At 39.6% G+C, this 16,620-nt stretch carries 19 protein-coding genes; 18 read left to right on the forward strand and 1 reads right to left on the reverse strand.

What is annotated here, in order from left to right:
- Positions 1-166: 166 nt before the first annotated feature.
- From MHH89_RS05335 to MHH89_RS05410, 16 genes are all read left to right on the forward strand, one after another.
- Positions 167-1,675 (forward strand): malate:quinone oxidoreductase, encoded by a 1,509-nt coding sequence (locus MHH89_RS05335; RefSeq protein ID WP_076129345.1) that lies wholly within the window; start codon positions 167-169, stop codon positions 1,673-1,675.
- A gap of 138 nt (positions 1,676-1,813) precedes the next feature.
- The gene (locus MHH89_RS05340; protein WP_076129346.1) at positions 1,814-2,230 is read left to right on the forward strand and encodes a GntR family transcriptional regulator; all 417 of its coding nucleotides are present in this window, start codon (positions 1,814-1,816) and stop codon (positions 2,228-2,230) included.
- On the forward strand, positions 2,227-2,913 hold the full coding sequence (locus MHH89_RS05345) for an ATP-binding cassette domain-containing protein (protein ID WP_076280707.1): 687 nt from the start codon (positions 2,227-2,229) through the stop codon (positions 2,911-2,913). The genes MHH89_RS05340 and MHH89_RS05345 overlap by 4 nt, the downstream gene beginning before the upstream one ends.
- Complete coding sequence (locus MHH89_RS05350; RefSeq protein WP_076280706.1) at positions 2,910-3,755, forward strand: hypothetical protein; 846 nt, start codon at positions 2,910-2,912, stop codon at positions 3,753-3,755. The genes MHH89_RS05345 and MHH89_RS05350 overlap by 4 nt, the downstream gene beginning before the upstream one ends.
- A gap of 24 nt (positions 3,756-3,779) precedes the next feature.
- A complete protein-coding gene (locus tag MHH89_RS05355) occupies positions 3,780-4,994 on the forward strand; it encodes a hypothetical protein (RefSeq protein ID WP_076280705.1) in 1,215 nt (404 codons plus the stop codon).
- A gap of 208 nt (positions 4,995-5,202) precedes the next feature.
- Positions 5,203-5,685, forward strand: a complete 483-nt coding sequence (locus MHH89_RS05360; protein ID WP_038570783.1) for a DUF2975 domain-containing protein — start codon at positions 5,203-5,205, stop codon at positions 5,683-5,685.
- Positions 5,686-5,695: 10 nt separating this feature from the next.
- Positions 5,696-5,911, forward strand: a complete 216-nt coding sequence (locus tag MHH89_RS05365; RefSeq protein WP_076129351.1) for a helix-turn-helix domain-containing protein — start codon at positions 5,696-5,698, stop codon at positions 5,909-5,911.
- Positions 5,912-5,913: 2 nt separating this feature from the next.
- Positions 5,914-6,690, forward strand: a complete 777-nt coding sequence (locus MHH89_RS05370) for a DUF817 domain-containing protein (protein ID WP_076135041.1) — start codon at positions 5,914-5,916, stop codon at positions 6,688-6,690.
- Positions 6,691-6,874: 184 nt separating this feature from the next.
- Positions 6,875-7,531 carry a CatB-related O-acetyltransferase gene (locus tag MHH89_RS05375; RefSeq protein WP_076280703.1) on the forward strand — a complete coding sequence of 219 codons (657 nt, stop codon included), beginning with the start codon at positions 6,875-6,877 and terminating at the stop codon, positions 7,529-7,531.
- Between the two features lie 150 nt (positions 7,532-7,681).
- A complete protein-coding gene (locus tag MHH89_RS05380) occupies positions 7,682-8,197 on the forward strand; it encodes a GNAT family N-acetyltransferase (protein ID WP_076129354.1) in 516 nt (171 codons plus the stop codon).
- A 30-nt stretch (positions 8,198-8,227) separates the two neighbouring features.
- Positions 8,228-8,464, forward strand: a complete 237-nt coding sequence (locus tag MHH89_RS05385) for a DUF3977 family protein (RefSeq protein ID WP_076129355.1) — start codon at positions 8,228-8,230, stop codon at positions 8,462-8,464.
- 117 nt (positions 8,465-8,581) lie between these two features.
- A complete protein-coding gene (locus tag MHH89_RS05390) occupies positions 8,582-9,970 on the forward strand; it encodes a serine hydrolase domain-containing protein (protein ID WP_076280702.1) in 1,389 nt (462 codons plus the stop codon).
- Between the two features lies 1 nt (position 9,971).
- The gene (locus MHH89_RS05395) at positions 9,972-10,661 is read left to right on the forward strand and encodes a hypothetical protein (RefSeq protein WP_076280701.1); all 690 of its coding nucleotides are present in this window, start codon (positions 9,972-9,974) and stop codon (positions 10,659-10,661) included.
- Between the two features lie 76 nt (positions 10,662-10,737).
- Positions 10,738-11,823 (forward strand): CHAP domain-containing protein, encoded by a 1,086-nt coding sequence (locus MHH89_RS05400; RefSeq protein WP_254847606.1) that lies wholly within the window; start codon positions 10,738-10,740, stop codon positions 11,821-11,823.
- A gap of 288 nt (positions 11,824-12,111) precedes the next feature.
- On the forward strand, positions 12,112-12,510 hold the full coding sequence (locus MHH89_RS05405; protein WP_036678138.1) for an RrF2 family transcriptional regulator: 399 nt from the start codon (positions 12,112-12,114) through the stop codon (positions 12,508-12,510).
- A 108-nt stretch (positions 12,511-12,618) separates the two neighbouring features.
- Positions 12,619-13,311 carry a class I SAM-dependent methyltransferase gene (locus tag MHH89_RS05410; RefSeq protein ID WP_076129358.1) on the forward strand — a complete coding sequence of 231 codons (693 nt, stop codon included), beginning with the start codon at positions 12,619-12,621 and terminating at the stop codon, positions 13,309-13,311.
- Between the two features lie 336 nt (positions 13,312-13,647).
- Here MHH89_RS05410 and MHH89_RS05415 read toward each other — a convergent pair whose 3' ends face one another.
- Positions 13,648-14,556, reverse strand: coding sequence for an aldo/keto reductase (locus tag MHH89_RS05415; protein WP_076280700.1), 909 nt, complete (start codon positions 14,554-14,556; stop codon positions 13,648-13,650).
- A 161-nt stretch (positions 14,557-14,717) separates the two neighbouring features.
- Between MHH89_RS05415 and msrA the strand changes: the two genes are divergently transcribed.
- Together msrA and MHH89_RS05425 are read left to right on the forward strand one after the other, a co-directional pair.
- Positions 14,718-15,230 (forward strand): peptide-methionine (S)-S-oxide reductase MsrA, encoded by a 513-nt coding sequence (gene msrA, locus MHH89_RS05420; RefSeq protein ID WP_076185882.1) that lies wholly within the window; start codon positions 14,718-14,720, stop codon positions 15,228-15,230.
- Between the two features lie 168 nt (positions 15,231-15,398).
- Positions 15,399-16,589, forward strand: coding sequence for a cell wall-binding repeat-containing protein (locus MHH89_RS05425; RefSeq protein WP_076280699.1), 1,191 nt, complete (start codon positions 15,399-15,401; stop codon positions 16,587-16,589).
- Positions 16,590-16,620 lie beyond the last annotated feature (31 nt).

Consider the following 16,620-nt stretch of genomic DNA (forward strand, 5'->3'; position numbering starts at 1 on the left):
TACAAGCTTTTAAATATTTTATTTTTTTCATATAATAGTAGATATTAAATTTATAAATAATTGTAATACGACATGATAAGGTTATAATTGATACAGAAAAGGTGTGACGCCTAAGAAGGAGCGCCCACATCCTTTCTGCAAAATTCAGGGGATAAGGATGGTAATAATGGGCAAAAGTGCAACTGATACAGACGTCATTTTAATTGGTGCCGGAATCATGAGTGCGACTTTAGGAACACTTTTGAAGGAATTAGTACCGGAATGGAAAATTAAAGTATTTGAAAAGCTTGAAAAAGCAGGGGAAGAAAGCTCTAATGAATGGAATAATGCAGGAACCGGGCATGCGGCGCTCTGTGAGCTTAATTATACTGTTGAAAAGCCAGACGGATCTATAGATATTAGCAAAGCTATTCAGATTAATGAACAGTTTCAGCTTTCGATGCAGTTTTGGTCTTATCTTGTAAATCGCAAGCTGATACATACTCCCCAGGACTTTATTATGCCGTTACCTCATATGAGTTTGGTGCAAGGGGAGAAGGATATAGCTTTTTTAAAGAAAAGATTTGAAGCGCTCTCAAAAAATCCATTATTCCAAGGGATGGAATTTTCCGCTGACTCTAAAAAACTGATGGAATGGATTCCGCTTATTATACAAAATCGTCCTGCGAACGAATCCATTGCGGCTACAAAAATTGACTCTGGAACGGATGTTAACTTTGGTGCTTTAACGCGTATCTTATTTGAGCATTTAAAGAGTAAAAACGTCGATCTTCACTACAAACATAGTGTCAATAGTATGAAGCGCAACAGTGCTGGCTTATGGGATCTAAAAATCAGAAATGCCAGCGGTAACATTGAACAACATACAGCGAAATTTGTGTTCATTGGTGGCGGGGGAGGAAGTCTGCACTTACTGCAGAAATCCGGTATTCCTGAAGGAAAACATATCGGTGGATTCCCAGTAAGCGGTATTTTTATGGTGTGTAATAATCCGGAAGTTATTGCGCAGCATCATGCCAAAGTATACGGCAAAGCTAAAGTTGGAGCCCCTCCAATGTCCGTACCGCACTTAGACACAAGATTTATCGACAATAAAAAATCACTGCTATTTGGACCATTTGCCGGATTCTCACCTAAATTCTTAAAAACGGGCTCAATGTTTGATTTAATAACTTCTGTGAAACCGGATAACCTCATAACAATGCTGTCGGCAGGTGCTAAAAATATGTCATTAACAAAATACCTGATCGAACAAGTGCTGTTATCGAAAGAAAAACGTTTGGAAGAACTGAAAGAGTTTATCCCCAATGCCAAAATTGAAGATTGGGATCTTGTTGTAGCTGGTCAGCGTGTGCAAGTTATCAAAGATACAGAAGCTGGCAAAGGCACACTTCAATTTGGTACGGAGGTTATTAGTGCCGCTGATGGTTCGGTCGCAGCATTGTTAGGGGCTTCCCCTGGAGCTTCTACGGCTGTTCACGTGATGCTTGAAGTGCTTAACAAATGTTTCCCTCAATATATAAAAGAATGGGAACCCAAAATAAAAGAAATGATTCCTTCTTATGGCTTGTCACTAATGGATAATCCCGTGCTTCTGCAGAAAATTCACACTACAACAGCAGATACACTGGGTTTAGGTGGAAAAGAACATGTTTTTAATCAAAAGGTGTTTTAGTAATAAAGGAGCTGCCGAGAGGCAGTTTTTTTTTTGCTCAAATCTGAACTATTGACACAAAAGTGTATTACACGTATAGTACATAAATGAGATGTATGAACCACTTAGTACACACACTTAGTATATGGAGTTGGTTGTATGACAGAAGAACAGAAATCAGGCGTCAGCTTTAATATTCGTGAGCCGGTATATATTCAAGTTGTGCGTCATTTCAAGGAACAGATCGCCACAGGGCAAATCGGAGCGGGAGACAAAATTCCTTCACGGCGTGAACTGGCATCAGTAATGAAGATTAATGCGAACACGGCGCAGAAGGCATATAAGGAAATGGAGGAACAGGGTTTGATCGTAACAGAAGGGAATTCCCCGAGCCGAATTACACAGGATCAGCAAATCCTAAACTCGATTCGAGCTGAATTAATCGAAAGTGCAGTGGATATATTCATCAGCTCCATTCAGAATATTCAAATTCCAGTTGAAGAACTGGTAGAGATCATAAAGACAAAATATACATCCGAGCGCAAGTTATCTCCAGAGGGTGGTGACACAAGATGATCCAAGTGAATCAGATGGTAAAGAATTATGGATTCAAGAAGGTACTAAATGGCGTTAGCTTCACTGCTGCCAAGGGAGAGATTACCTGCCTGATCGGAATCAATGGTGCCGGGAAGTCAACAGTGCTGAAGTCCATCATGGGACTGACACCATTCAAAGGGGAAGTTTTAATCGATAATGTATCACTAACACCTGCGATGTATGAGAAAATCACTTTCATTCCAGATTCGTTAACGATGCCCTCTAATATGCGAATTGCTGATTGCTTGAGCTTTATGGCTGACTTTTATCGGAATTGGAACGCTGAACGTGCAAAGGAAATGCTTAAGTTCTTCCGACTGAGCTCTTCAGATCGCGTATCCTCATTGTCGAAAGGGATGGCTGCGAAGGTGAATTTGTTGCTGGGACTTGCCTTGGATTGTGATTACATCCTAATGGACGAGCCGTTCTCGGGAATTGATATGTTCAGCCGCGAGCAAATTACTGATGTGTTCACGAGTGAATTGATCGAGGATCGTGGTGTGATTATTACAACTCATGAAATTAACGATATTGAGCATTTAATTGATAAAGCGGTCTTGCTACAGCATGGGAAGGTAGAACGTGAATTCTACTGTGAAGAAGTTCGCGAGCAGGAAGGTAAGTCCATTACGGACGTAATGAGAGAGGTGTACATGAAATGAGAGCTTTTGTGAAGCTATTGAATTTTGAAATGAAGCGATTTGCCAAAATATATATTGGACTCATGGTGCTGACAGTTGCCTTGCAGCTTGCAGCAGTCACCATCGGTGCTAATCATTGGCTGGATTCTGCGAATGAGGCAATGAGAGTGAATCAATGGACGCTTGAGCAATATCACAATGTGACTGGATATATTCAGCTAAACAGTATGCTGTATGCTCGCTATAATGGACTTCTATATTTCGGACCCATATTTTTGAGCACAACAGTGTTGCTAATATATAGCTGCTTCATCTGGTACCGTGACTGGAGAGGTAAAAATACGATAGTATATCGCCTGCTCACCTTGCCATCCAATCGGGCGAATTTGTATTTTGCCAAGCTGGTTACGATCTTGCTATTCGCATTTGGACTTGTTGCCCTGCAAATTGTCCTTGTGCCACTGGAGCGTTTGATAGCACAGTCGATTCTTCCTGCTGAACTATATCGGAACATCTCGGTATTTGATTATTTGAAGTATCCTACTGTGCTTAAAGTTCTGGTTCCGCCCTACTTTTCTGAGTTTGTTCTATATTATGGACTGGGCATTACGGGTTTGATCGTCTTGTTCACAGCGATTCTAATGGAGCGGAGCTACAGACTGAAAGGGATCGGCTTTATCATATTATACTTAGCGGTTCTGGCTGGATTAGCCTCAATACCCTATCTTATGGGTTATAGCAGATATGATAGCTACTTCTATCCCGGAGAGATCATAGGTGCTTGTCTCGGATTAATAGTGATTATTGCTGGAGGTTCGCTTTGGTACAGCTTATATCTATTGCGTAAGAAAATATCGGTATAATTGAAGGGGTATGGAGGTTAAGGAATGAGAAAATATATGGTTACCGCCGTTCTTGTAGTGTTCTCGGTTGTTACAATCGGGACGTATTATGTACAGGCCTCACAAGAGACACTACCTAATTATAAGCTGACGATGGTTCAAGGGGATGCTTCCCTCGTTGAAGGTATAGCCTTATACGGAAATTATCTGACTAAGGATAGTGTTTTTGGCATCAAACGAGCTAATATCACTACAAATGGTACAGATTATCCAGATGAAAAGTTAACGATCAGCCAAAGCTTAAACCGAAGACCAGTGAACACACAATTGGATAAATGGAGGGATCAGCATCGTCAGTTCATGCGTGGGAAGAAGAACTTAGCTGGGTTCTATGAAAATCAGGATATGCTTGCTTACGTGAATTGGACCGTAGATAAGCAGCAATCAAATGATCCATCAGCGAAGAAAAATGCTAGACTCAGTATTTCTGTGCTTAATAAGCAAAAGGATAATACGCAGGAAATCAGATCCGATATCAATGTGGATCATGATATTTCAGATATCTATGTACAAAATGTACAGCTTGTTGATCAAGAGCTTGTTGCAATGGTGTTTTTGAATCACGGCGCCAAAGGTTATGTAACTGAACCGCAGATTATCCGTGTTAATCTAACAACAAAGGAGATTACGAATGAGCCGCTCGTATTACCAGGAGCTAAATCTGAAGCAGCAAATGGGGATAATCAATTCGTTAGGTTAGCCAATCAAAATCTGGATCACTCGGATCAATGGATTTTAACAGTTAGTAAAGATAATCATAAAAAGGCATATCAAGTAGATGTTGCAACAGGACAAATCTCGCCGCTCGCGTTCCAAGGGCATGAAATGTTATTGAATAATATTATGAATGCGTATGGACAGAAAATTTATTTCCTGCAAAAAGCTGTATCGGGTAAGGAGAATATAGGATTTACTGTTATTTCTTACGATCTCGTGAGTAAAGAATATGAGACTACTCTGAAGAATACAAATATAGATTTAAGTGAAAACATTACCTATGATTTTAAACAAGACTATCTCTATATTGTGGGTTATAAGAATATGGGTAATAAGTACTTCAAAGGTAATCGTCTGTATGTATTCAATTTGACAAGCGGTAACCTTGAATACGAAGGAAAAGCAGTATCAACAGAGGTTACAAATCAGGCTGAAGATGAAGCTAACATGGATTTGAATTTTATCGATCTCGGTCAGTATTAGGATTACTTGTAGAATAGAAAAATAGAGATAAAGAGATATGAAAAGGTGAAATAAGCCGAGCTAGTGACTTCAAAAGTCAATTAGCTCGGTTTTTTAGTCGAAAGTTATAAAACAACCAATAATAACTGTATATCGATTAAAATATATTGTAAAACGATAAATAATATGATAAATTCAATTCACAATAAATCTGTGAGGTGTGTTTATTATGGAAAGAGGATCAACACTTTTTTTAAGGGCAGCGGTTATTCTTATTGGTATCCCGGTGCTTGCCTTGTGCATATTTGTGGTGCCGGAAATAGCGAGTTTCGCAGCAGAACTGTATCCGGATTATAGTTTATTGAAATATCTCATTGCCATTGATTTGTATGCCTCGGCGATACCTTTTTACTTTGCACTGTATCAAGCTTTTAAACTGTTAGGCTATATTGACAAAAACAATGCTTTCTCGGAAATGTCTGTACAGGTTTTAAAGAAAATAAAATATTGTGCAATCATCATCAGTTGCTTGTATGTAGTTGGTATGCCACTCTTTTACCTCATGGCGGAGAAAGATGATGCCCCAGGGATTATAGTCATCGGCTTGATTATCATTTTTGCCTCCATGGTGATTGCCGTTTTTGCTGCAGTTCTACAAAAGCTTTTAAAAGAAGCTATTGATATAAAATCAGAAAATGACTTAACTGTCTGAGGTGAAAACAATGGCGATTATAATTAATATTGACGTGATGCTGGCTAAAAGAAAAATGAGTGTTACTGAGCTTTCGGAGAGAGTTGGAATAACAATGGCTAACCTTTCTATTTTGAAAAATGGAAAAGCAAAAGCGGTGCGATTATCAACGTTAGAGGCAATTTGTAAGGCTTTGGAATGTCAGCCTGGAGATCTATTAGAATACAAAAATGATGAGGAAACATAAGAATGAAGTCAATAACACAATTACTGCATTTCGGATATCATCAGGCGATGAGTTGCATATTTCCTGTTGCGATTTTTGGGACTTTAGCTCTTTCTAACATAATAGAAATGCCTTTTCTTTACCGTTATGATGCCATTCTTCTAATACTGCTTACAGTGCAGTACCTCATGTACCGTACTGGATTAGAGACACTGGATGAAATAAAAGTAATCTGTGTGTTCCACGTTATTGGTTTATTGCTGGAAATCTATAAGGTAAAGATGGGTTCATGGGCATACCCTGAGCCAGGGTTTACGAAGGTGTTTGGTGTACCCCTCTATAGTGGATTTATGTATGCAAGTGTCGCAAGCTTTATGTGCCAGATATGGCGAAGATTGAAAATGGATATGACCGGTTGGCCGGGGCTTGCTTCAGCGGGATTGTTGGGAGGAGCCATCTATTTAAATTTTTTCACACATCATTTCATTCCTGATTTTCGTTGGTGGCTGACAGCGCTTGTGGTTGTTGTCTTCTGGAAAACATGGATCATTTATAGGGTACGGACGGTTACCTATCGAATGCCCTTGACACTGGCCTTTTTTATTGTAGGATTTTTTATCTGGTTAGCTGAAAATATCGCTACATTTTTTAATGCATGGAAATATCCTGATCAATATCAAACGTGGCAACTGGTTAGTTTCAGTAAGATCAGTTCGTGGTTCCTTCTAGTGATCATTAGCGTCATTATAGTTGCCCAGCTTAAACATGTTAAGGCTAGCCGTAATCCGATAAATTCATAATTGAGCTGAGTTCGGACAATACGGTTGATTTGACGAATAAATCATTCGTTTGTTACAATGACGGCATCAATTAGGAAAAGGATGAGGACGATGGTTCGTCGTTTGAAAAGGTTTAAGAATGTCGCTACTGCATCAAGCTTCTAAGTATAAATGAATTACATTACTTAGAAGCGAGGGAAAGAAAATGAAACAACATCAGTTTAGCCACTGGTCTGAAACTAAGTATTTAAAGGATATTGTCACCAACCCAATGATAGAGGTAGGAGAGTACTCTTACTACTCTGGTTATTACGATAATCTTGATTTTGAAGATGGGTGTGTCAGATACCTTTGGGGTGATGAACAATCAAGAAAGTTGTTTAATCCCAGTGAAGATTATGGCTGGCATTTAGATAAATTGAGTATAGGAAATTATGTTTGTATTGCTAGTGGTGTAATTATTCTCATGGGTGGGAATCACAATCATCATCCTGAATGGATTACCGTGTATCCTTTTGTAGACCAGATTGCAAACTCTTACGAATCCAAAGGGGATACAATCATTGCTAGTGATACCTGGATTGGGATGAATGCAATGATTATGCCCGGTGTGAAAATAGGCGAAGGTGCTATTGTTGCGGCAGGATCAGTTGTTGTAAAGGATGTCCCACCGTATACGATAGTAGGCGGCAATCCTGCTAAAGTGATCAAGCAACGGTTTACAGATCAAGAAATCGAAAAGTTAAAGGAAATGCGCTGGTTCGATTGGAAACGTGAGAAAATTGAACAAGCCACGTCTATCTTTTCCAGTTCATCTATTGATCAATTATATGACTTTTACCTTAAAGAAATAAAAAAATAACAAAATCAGAACAGGCTGCCGGTATATTCGGCAGCCTGTTCTTTTATCTGACAGGTTAGTTTAACAATAATTGTTTTTTACCAGATTAATCCTAATTAGTATGTTAATATAGGAATGGACTCATTTAATAAGTTAGGAGGAAATTATATTATGGCCTTACCTTTACAAATCCGTCGAATGACACAAAACGATATTGATATTATACATACGGGGTTATCTGAGCATGACGTAAGCCAACCTCTTGATTATGTCCAACGTTGTTGGCAAGAAAATCAAAATGAAAAGCGAGTTACACTTTTAGCTTTTTGTGAAAATGAGTTTGTTGGATGGGGACATGTGGTATTCAGGTCGGAATATCCTTATTTTGCAGAGAATAATATACCTGAAATTCAAAACTTTGACGTCATCCCGCCATTTAGGAAACGTGGGGTAGGAAGTGTATTAATTGAAGCTCTTGAAAAAGATGCTTTTACTATATCTAATACTATTGGTATTGGATTTGGATTATACGCTGACTATGGAACCGCACAACGGATGTATATAAAGCGTGGTTTTATCCCTGATGGGCGGGGAATCATGTACGATAATAAGCCTGTTGAGCCTGGGGCACATGTTTGTGTGGACGATGATCTCTGCCTTTATCTTATAAAAACTATTGAGCAATAAAAGCAGCTCATGTACGGGGGGAGATAGATTCTGAAGTATATCGAATTTGGTCTCGGCAATACATGGCTTATTAGAACTGAAACGGAGTTAGAGGATGGAACGGAATATGAAGAAAAAGGCATAGTGAAACCGGTAAAGTTCCGCTCATTATATTTAAGGATTTGGATTGGCAAAACTGTAATCATTCTAGACTTAAAACAAGGCTTGAAAATATGTAAGAAGAGTCGTAAAACGTTGAAGATTATTTTTGGTATAACAAGTCTTTAGGCTAAGTATGACAAGGTTGCCGTCTAAATGAACAAATGGAGGAGACCTGACACGAGACTTAGTGCTCTACCTGAGATTATTAGAAAACTCAAAAATATAACGACAAGCGAGGTTTAAATGGATAATCCAGAGAATTTGACCCAAGCGCTGTCTAAGTTTTATGAAGAACTTGAACGATCTGATTTACCGGTTAATACTTTTATGCTATTGCGTAAGGGAGAAGTTATTACCGAGTTTTATCGTCAACCGTACCGCAAAAACGTTCCCCAGGTTTTATTTTCTCTAAGTAAGAGCTTTACATCTATTGCAGCAGGCATAGCATGGGATAACGGTTATTTTGAATTAACGGATAAAGTGGTTTCTTTTTTCCCGGATCAGGTTCCTAACTCGATTTCACCTAATTTGGCTAAGATGACGATACATCATCTTCTTTCCATGAATACAGGACATAACAATAATATATATGGTGCGATAGCCAAGCAAAATGATTGGGTTCGTGCCTTTTTAGCTTTGGACGTAGAAGATGAACCGGGAAGTTATTACAATTACAATACACACGCCACTTATATGGTTTCGGCTATTATCGAAAAGACGACTGGAGAAAATTTTGTTGATTTTCTAATGCCAAGATTATTTGCCCCGTTGGACATAGAAAGACCGGAATGGGAGAATTGCCCGTTAGGAATTGTTGCTGGTGGAATGGGACTAAGCATACCAACAGATGGAATCGCGAAATTTGGCCAGATGCTCCTCAATCAAGGGGTTTACAATAGTCGTAGAATTGTTTCGAAAGATTATTTAAAGCTGGCGCTAAATGAACAAAGCGATAATCGTTGGGGACAAAATAAGCCCGACTGGTCAAACGGATATGGTTATCAGTTCTTTATGTGCAGGAATGGATGTAAGATGGGGAATGGAGCTTTTGGTCAATTGTGTTTCATTGATCCGAGTCAAGAGATTGTGATTGCTGCAACTTCAAGTTTTACCGAGATGAAGAAGTTACAGGATTTTTTAGATATCATATATGCAAATTTACTAAACTTTGATTGGCCAACGGTTGCATCTAACATTATTAAACCTCCTACCTTTACCTCCTTAGTAGACAGGATAGTTAAAGTAGATTATAGATCGTATAGTGGAACCTATATCTTTGAAGACAATAAGCATAAAATCAAAGAATTAACATTGAAGTTTGAAGATGAGCACCTTAGTTTTTCTTTACTTTACGACGATCATTTAGATGAATTTCCGTTCGATTTTTCAAGGCCTACCCATGCAAAAAGTTTATTTATTAAAGACTTATCCCTTAGTGAGCAGGAAGTTTGTACATCTGCAAGCTGGCAATATGATGATTCCAAATTAATCCTCACGGTATATTACATTGAAACCCCTTACGTAGTTGATTACACCTTGAGCTTTAGCGGTAAAAAAATTGAACTGTATATGCATAGGAATCTTTCCTTGGAGGTTAGAGAAGACATAACTGTTATTGGTTGGGAGGGATGAAATGACCAAGGGTAAAGGTTGGATAACTGTTTTATTTTTGCTGTTTTCATTAGTTTTTGTGGGAATCACACATCAGGGAACTATGTTTGGGGATTACCTCTTCAGAACCATTGGAATTCCGCCTTGGAGCGAGCCTGCGACAAACCATGGTTTACATTATTCAGCAATATTCGGGATCATTTTGTTAATTTTCAGTGGGAGTTTAACTATAAAGCACTTTAGACAGCGTTATAAAAAATATGTAGGCAGAACCGTTTTGCTTGCTATCATCATTTTCATTATATTATATCCATTTCTAACAGAACGATTGTATTATCTTGTGAATATGAACAATGATGGAATTGAAGTTGTGGATTTTCTGGAAAAAGATTCGCACTGTATGTACGGTACTCAAGAGGATATTGTGCAGGTTCAATGTACAATCAGGCTAATCAACTATGGCGGGCAAAATGAAACCGTTATGATCCGTCCAATCTTTCGAGAGTACGGTAATCCTCAAGGGATCTGGTCATTCGCAGAGGTTCAGCCGCAAGAGATTACCTTGTTACCAAGATCTAATATTAAATATAACATTCACTTTGAGAGTAAGTCTGACGCTCGGATTGCTGAATTCGGGGCGGACGGTAATACCGATTATTTTGGTGTGGAGTTCGTCAAGGATGGACAGAAAAAGGTAGTCTTTAGGGAATGAATTGATAAAAATAAATATGTGAGTTATTTGCTTTAATATTATTACAGCTGAGTAGTAACGGAAGGGAAGGTTTCCAGTGACTCAACGCCTGATAACAAAAGTGAACCAGCGCCTCGATAGTGTGCGTGTGCTGGTTCAAGAAATGATCATGTCTATAGGTAGCGAACAACGGAAACAGGAAGCGTGTGTTCACCTGTACGGAGTGTCTAGTTTCGCTTCATTGCTTGCCATGAAAAGAGAACAAAATCAGGAATTGGCAGCCATTATAGGACTGCTTCATAATTATTATTTCTTCAAAACCGGAGTCAAGGAATTTCCAGGTCCCAACAGTGCAGATACCATAAGGCCTTTATTAAGAGACTTGAATATGTTTACCAAAGAAGAGCTGACTCAAATTCTAAAGGCGATCTTCCATCAAGGGGACAGAAATAAAGTTCAGGGTCCCTATGAAGAGATTCTAAAGGATGCTCAAGTTCTACAATTACACTTGCAGAATAGGAATTGTATCTTAATGCCTCAGGACAATACTAGACTTCGGAATGTACTTCGTGAAATGACGATTCCAGAGGATTTTTTGGAAGAGATAGATTACAGTAGCGGGGCTGAAGTTCTCCAGCCTACGGATAAACGAGGTAAGTTAGCTACTATTGCTGAAGCATTTGGAAAAGAAAACATTGTTGGAATACCAGGAAACGAACGATATCGAGAAATCTGTAAATATTGGCCTGACCAAGCGATTTATAAAGTATTACAAAACAATTGGTGCGCAGCATTTGTATATTACTGCTGTATGCAAGCTGGATTTCTGCTGCCGATTCGATATCCGAATGCTGATTTTCGATTAGCTGGCGTAGGGGCTTGGTTAGAGTGGGCGCAACTACCTGAGACCGCATTTTTTTATTTTGACGGGCAAGAGGGGTTTACTCCTCAACGTGGTGATATTGTGATTTATGAAAAATTGCTAACTAATGACCCTCACGATCATACAGGTATTGTTTTAGCATGCGATGACAAGGAGATCTTAGTTGCTGAAGGAAATAGGGATAATCAGAATTATTCCAGTGTTTTCTACAGAGATCGCTGGCATTGCGTATATGGCTATATCCGTATCGCTAATGACTATGAATTTGAGTTTAATGGTGAGTATACTCCAATTAGTTGAGGGGAGTTCATTCGGATGGTCACAGTTAAGAATATTAAGGCTGAGTATTTATTAATGACTAACCCTAATTTTGAATTATTTTCAGAACATGCTCTGGAAAAAATAATACGCTGCAACAGCAAAACATCTAAATAAAACTCCGGTTTTTATCGTTACTTTTGAAGGGAAAAATGAGCCAGCTTGGGACAAAGGTTCTTGAGCTTCTTCTCTTTTAAAAAGCGAACAAACTTGCCTTTTAGCTATGTTAGAGTTATCATAGATTTCTAAAGTCGTTAATGGAGGTGCTGAATGAAATATTCCCAAGCGACAGATTATGCACTTCATGCAATGCTCTATATGGTGACGGTGGCGTCTGATAAGCCGGTGGGTGTTCAATTGCTTGCTGAGAAGCTAGGTGTTTCCCAAACCTATCTGTCCAAAATGATGACTAAGCTAGTGAAGGCTGGATTGATTCAATCTGCACCTGGTGCTAATGGTGGTTATCGTCTCAGACGCAAGTCGGAAGAAATCTCTTTTTTGGATATTATCCATGCAATCGAAGGAACGGCTTCCTTTTTTGAATGCAGTCTAGATCACGGAAGTGAATGTCTGATTCAACAGGTTGTGATTGACGCTGAGCGACAGATGGAGCAGTACTTAGAGAACACGAAAATTGCAGATTTGGCAAAAACGATGAAGACGGAGTAAAGATCCGTTCTTTTTTCGGGGTTATTAGAGACAATATAAATCCGTAATGACTTTAATGTGGGTTTTGATACTAAAATATGAAGTTTAAAACAATGGAGGATGATTACAATGACTGAAGAGCAAAAATTAAATGCCAAGAGGGCAACCTATGAAAAAACCACTCATATTTCGATTCCCTCTTATGATTCATTATTTTCGATGATCCAATCTTATTTTCGCTTCGAATTAGGTGACATCCCTGTATCTATGCTCGTGGTCGGTGCGGGGGGAGGAAATGAATTTTCGGCATGGGGGCCATCTAACCCAAACTGGACATTTACTGGAGTGGATCCTTCGGAAGATATGCTTAAGATTGCGAGATTAAAGATAGATGAACTGGGCCTAGAGAGCCGTGTCAGTCTGATTCCTGGTACAATCGATGATCTTCCTCAGCAGGACTCAAAGTTCGATGTGGCAAGTTGTATTTTGGTCCTTCATTTCATCCATGATGTTCAAGAAAAATTGAAATTGCTTCGCTCCATAAAGGATAATCTGAAACCGGGTGCTCCATTTGTTCTCGTAAGTGCATATGGAGATTTGGATGATCCTGAACTCCACGACAGAATAAACGTATGGAAAAGCTTTTGGGTTGCAGGGTATGAATCTCCCGATGCGTTTGATAATGTAAGTAACAATATTACGAAAATTTCTTTCCTTCCCGAAAAACAAATTGAAGAGTTATTGAAAGAATCAGGCTTCACAAGAATCACTCGATTTTATTCTACTGGAATTATGGCAGGCTGGATGTGTCACGCGGAGTGACTTGAATACTTTCGGACCCAGATGACGTTATTTGTATATATTTAGGCGTTGGAGCATGATTTCGGACTCCAGTGCTGCTATTCCTTAAATAGAGGGTGATATATGGTGATTATCATGCTCATAGCGGCTATGGAGTCCGCGAGCACCCTTAATATAGGAAAAAGTAGCGTATAAGGTCAACTGTGTCCTATAGTGCGATTCATAAGTGTGATTAGTACTTAATTAAACCAAGTTTAAGGATTAGATCAGCGATCAGGTAGCTTCAAAAAGGAGGGGGTGCCCAACAGCCATTGTATGGCTATGGACACCTCATTGTTTTTAACGAAAGTGACTAATCTATACATGAAGCTTGTAACGATTTGCTTTGCTTATCCGCTGAATGTCTGCAAGTTCCTCCGAAGTGAGTGGAGCTACATCAGCAGCCATTACATTGCTTTTTAATTGCTCCAGACTGCTTGCCCCAGGAATAATAACGGCTACAGATGGATTGGCTAGTGGATAATGAAGCGCTGTTTGTGCAAGATTGCGCGAGTCACTAGTTTCCTGCGAAAGCTGATCATGTAAATTCAGAAGTTCCTCACTACTGTAATCTAAGTAATTCTTCTCCGCCTTGCTGCGACCACGCTCTGACAGTATGCCCCCTGCTAAAGGTCCGCGTGCGATCATGCTAATTCCATGCTTAGCTAGCAGAGGAAGGATTTCTTCCTCAGGACGTCGATCTAAAATGCTATATTGGCTCATAACACTTACAATATTTGATTTTTTCACATATTCTCTAATTACATTAGGACGAATAGAAGAGATCCCATAATAGCGGATAAGACCCTCTTGCTTAAGTTCTTCAAAAGCTTCAATTGTTTCGTCAATTGGATCTTCAATAGTGCCGCCATGCAGCTGGTATAGATCGATGTAATCGGTTTGCAGCCGTTTGAGACTATCTTTGACTGCATTTTTAATATAGGCTTTTGAAGGATCCCAGCTCCAGCCATCTTGGCCGGGAATTCTGCGGTTGCCAACTTTTGTGGTCAGGATTACATCCTGTCGATGTTGACGAATGGCTTGGCCAATAATCTCTTCATTACGGCCCTCATCATAAAGATCTGCTGTATCAACAAAATTGATTCCTTGATCGAGTGCTTCATGAACAATGGAAATGGCTTTCGCCTCATCCGTACCCAAAGACATACAGCCAAGTCCTATTTCACTTACATACAAATCGGATTGTCCTAAACGATTTTTTCTCATAGCGCATTCCTTTCTACTTCTGTTGTTGTTATATTATAACGTTTTGGAGAATTGAATTCTAATGGTGCTTCGGACTTCCATTGACTTTATGATCTTTTGGCTTTATCGTCATAGCATATATTATTTATTAGATGAAGATAGATAGGGAGAGATTGGATCATATGGAACAAGCGATGTTTGCAGGCGGATGTTTTTGGTGCATGGTGACACCGTTTGAGGAATTACCAGGCATTCATGGAATTGTATCGGGATATGCGGGAGGGTTAACTGAGAATCCAACCTACGAAGAAGTCAAAACCGGAACAACGGGGCATTACGAGGTTGTGCAGATTACGTTTGATCCAGCGCTTTTTTCATACGAGAAGCTGCTTGAATTATATTGGCCTCAGATTGACCCTACCGATGATGGTGGGCAATTCCAGGATCGAGGAACTCAGTACCGGACAGCGATCTTCTATTATAATGAAGAACAGCGTTTAGCAGCTCTTGCCTCGAAGGAACAGGTTGCGGTCAGTGGCAGATTCTCCGGTCCAGTCGTTACGGAAATTCTTCCGGCGCCAACTTTTTATCGTGCAGAAGAGTACCATCAGGATTATCATCATAAGAATCCCAAGCACTACAAAGAAGATCGGGAGCAATCCGGTCGGGATACTTTTATCGCTAAACACTGGTAAGTGTTGAAAAAACTTTAAACCAAGAGCATCCTGAGTCATTCATGGCTTACGGGATGCTCTTTTTCATTATATACAAATTTTATTTATTTTAAATTCTACATACTTTCCACACATTTGTAGACTAAACTACTCTAAATCAAGCGAGAACATCACACAGGAGGGTTTAGGATGAAAAAAATCATACCATTTGTTGCCGTTAGTTTGCTTTTGAGTACAGTGTTAACAAGCTGCCAATCAGGCAATAATGTTCAATCTAAGGTTAATTCGCAAGCTAGTTCTGCAACGGTGGAGCAACCATGGATAGCTACGAAGAATACTACTCGTATTAACACTTCAGATCCGATTCAAGCCGCAGTGTTAGTTTCTCAGACTTTATGGACTGCGCAAACAAAGAATAATAGACCTTCAAGTGTAGTTTTGACGGATGTGAGTAATTGGCAGATCGCCGCAGTTAGTGCAGATTTGATTCATCATCCCAGTAATGGGCCTGTACTGTATACTACAAAAGAAGGGGTTCCTGAGGTTACTCTCGCTGAACTTAAGCGACTGAATCCAATAGGTGCTGAAGGCAATAAAGGGGTTCAGGTAGTGCTTGTTGGGCCTATGGCATCCAATGTCGAACAACAATTAAAGGCCATTGATTTAAAAGTAGACCGGATAGAAGGGGATGAGCCAGCGGCAGTAGCTCAGGCTATAGATACTTATTACGCCAAAGCAGCGGGTGAACTTCCAAAGTCGGTCATTATTGGTTCTATGGATAGCCCTGAGTACACGTTGCCAGCAGTGAATTGGATCGCACATATGCCTGAACCTCTTCTCTTTGTAACCAAAGACGAAATTCCTAACTCAACGGTCGAGGCTTTAAAAGAACGTGGAGGTAGCGCAACCATTTATATTCTAGGACCAGAAGACATTGTCTCAGCAGATGTAGAAAAGCAATTAAAAGAATACGGAACAGTTACCCGTATAGCAGGAGAAGATGTTTTTAAGAACGCTATAGCTTTTGCAAGTTTTAAGGATGCTAATAACGGATTCGGCTGGGGAATCACTACACCCGGTCATAACCTGTCTTTGTTAACCACGGATTCTACGATGCTCGCTATCGCCGCTACGCCTTTTTCCCATTTGGGGAAACATGCGCCGCTTATTTTTACGGAAAAAGACGGGCTGCCAGATTCAGTAATGGAGTATATGATGGAGCTTCAACCTAAATTTCAAGATTCACCAGCAGAAGGTCCTTACAATCATGCTTGGATAACTGGGGATAACCTTACAATAAATGAGCGAGCACAAAGTGAAATCGATGACATGCTAGAAATCTCACCTGCTGCAGGAGGCAATCCGCATTCCGGCCACTAACCATCATCACAGGCTGGCATCATTTAGGGAT

Origin of the sequence: Paenibacillus sp. FSL H7-0323 (assembly GCF_038002725.1) — a bacterium.
Lineage (GTDB): Bacteria > Bacillota > Bacilli > Paenibacillales > Paenibacillaceae > Paenibacillus_AQ > Paenibacillus_AQ odorifer.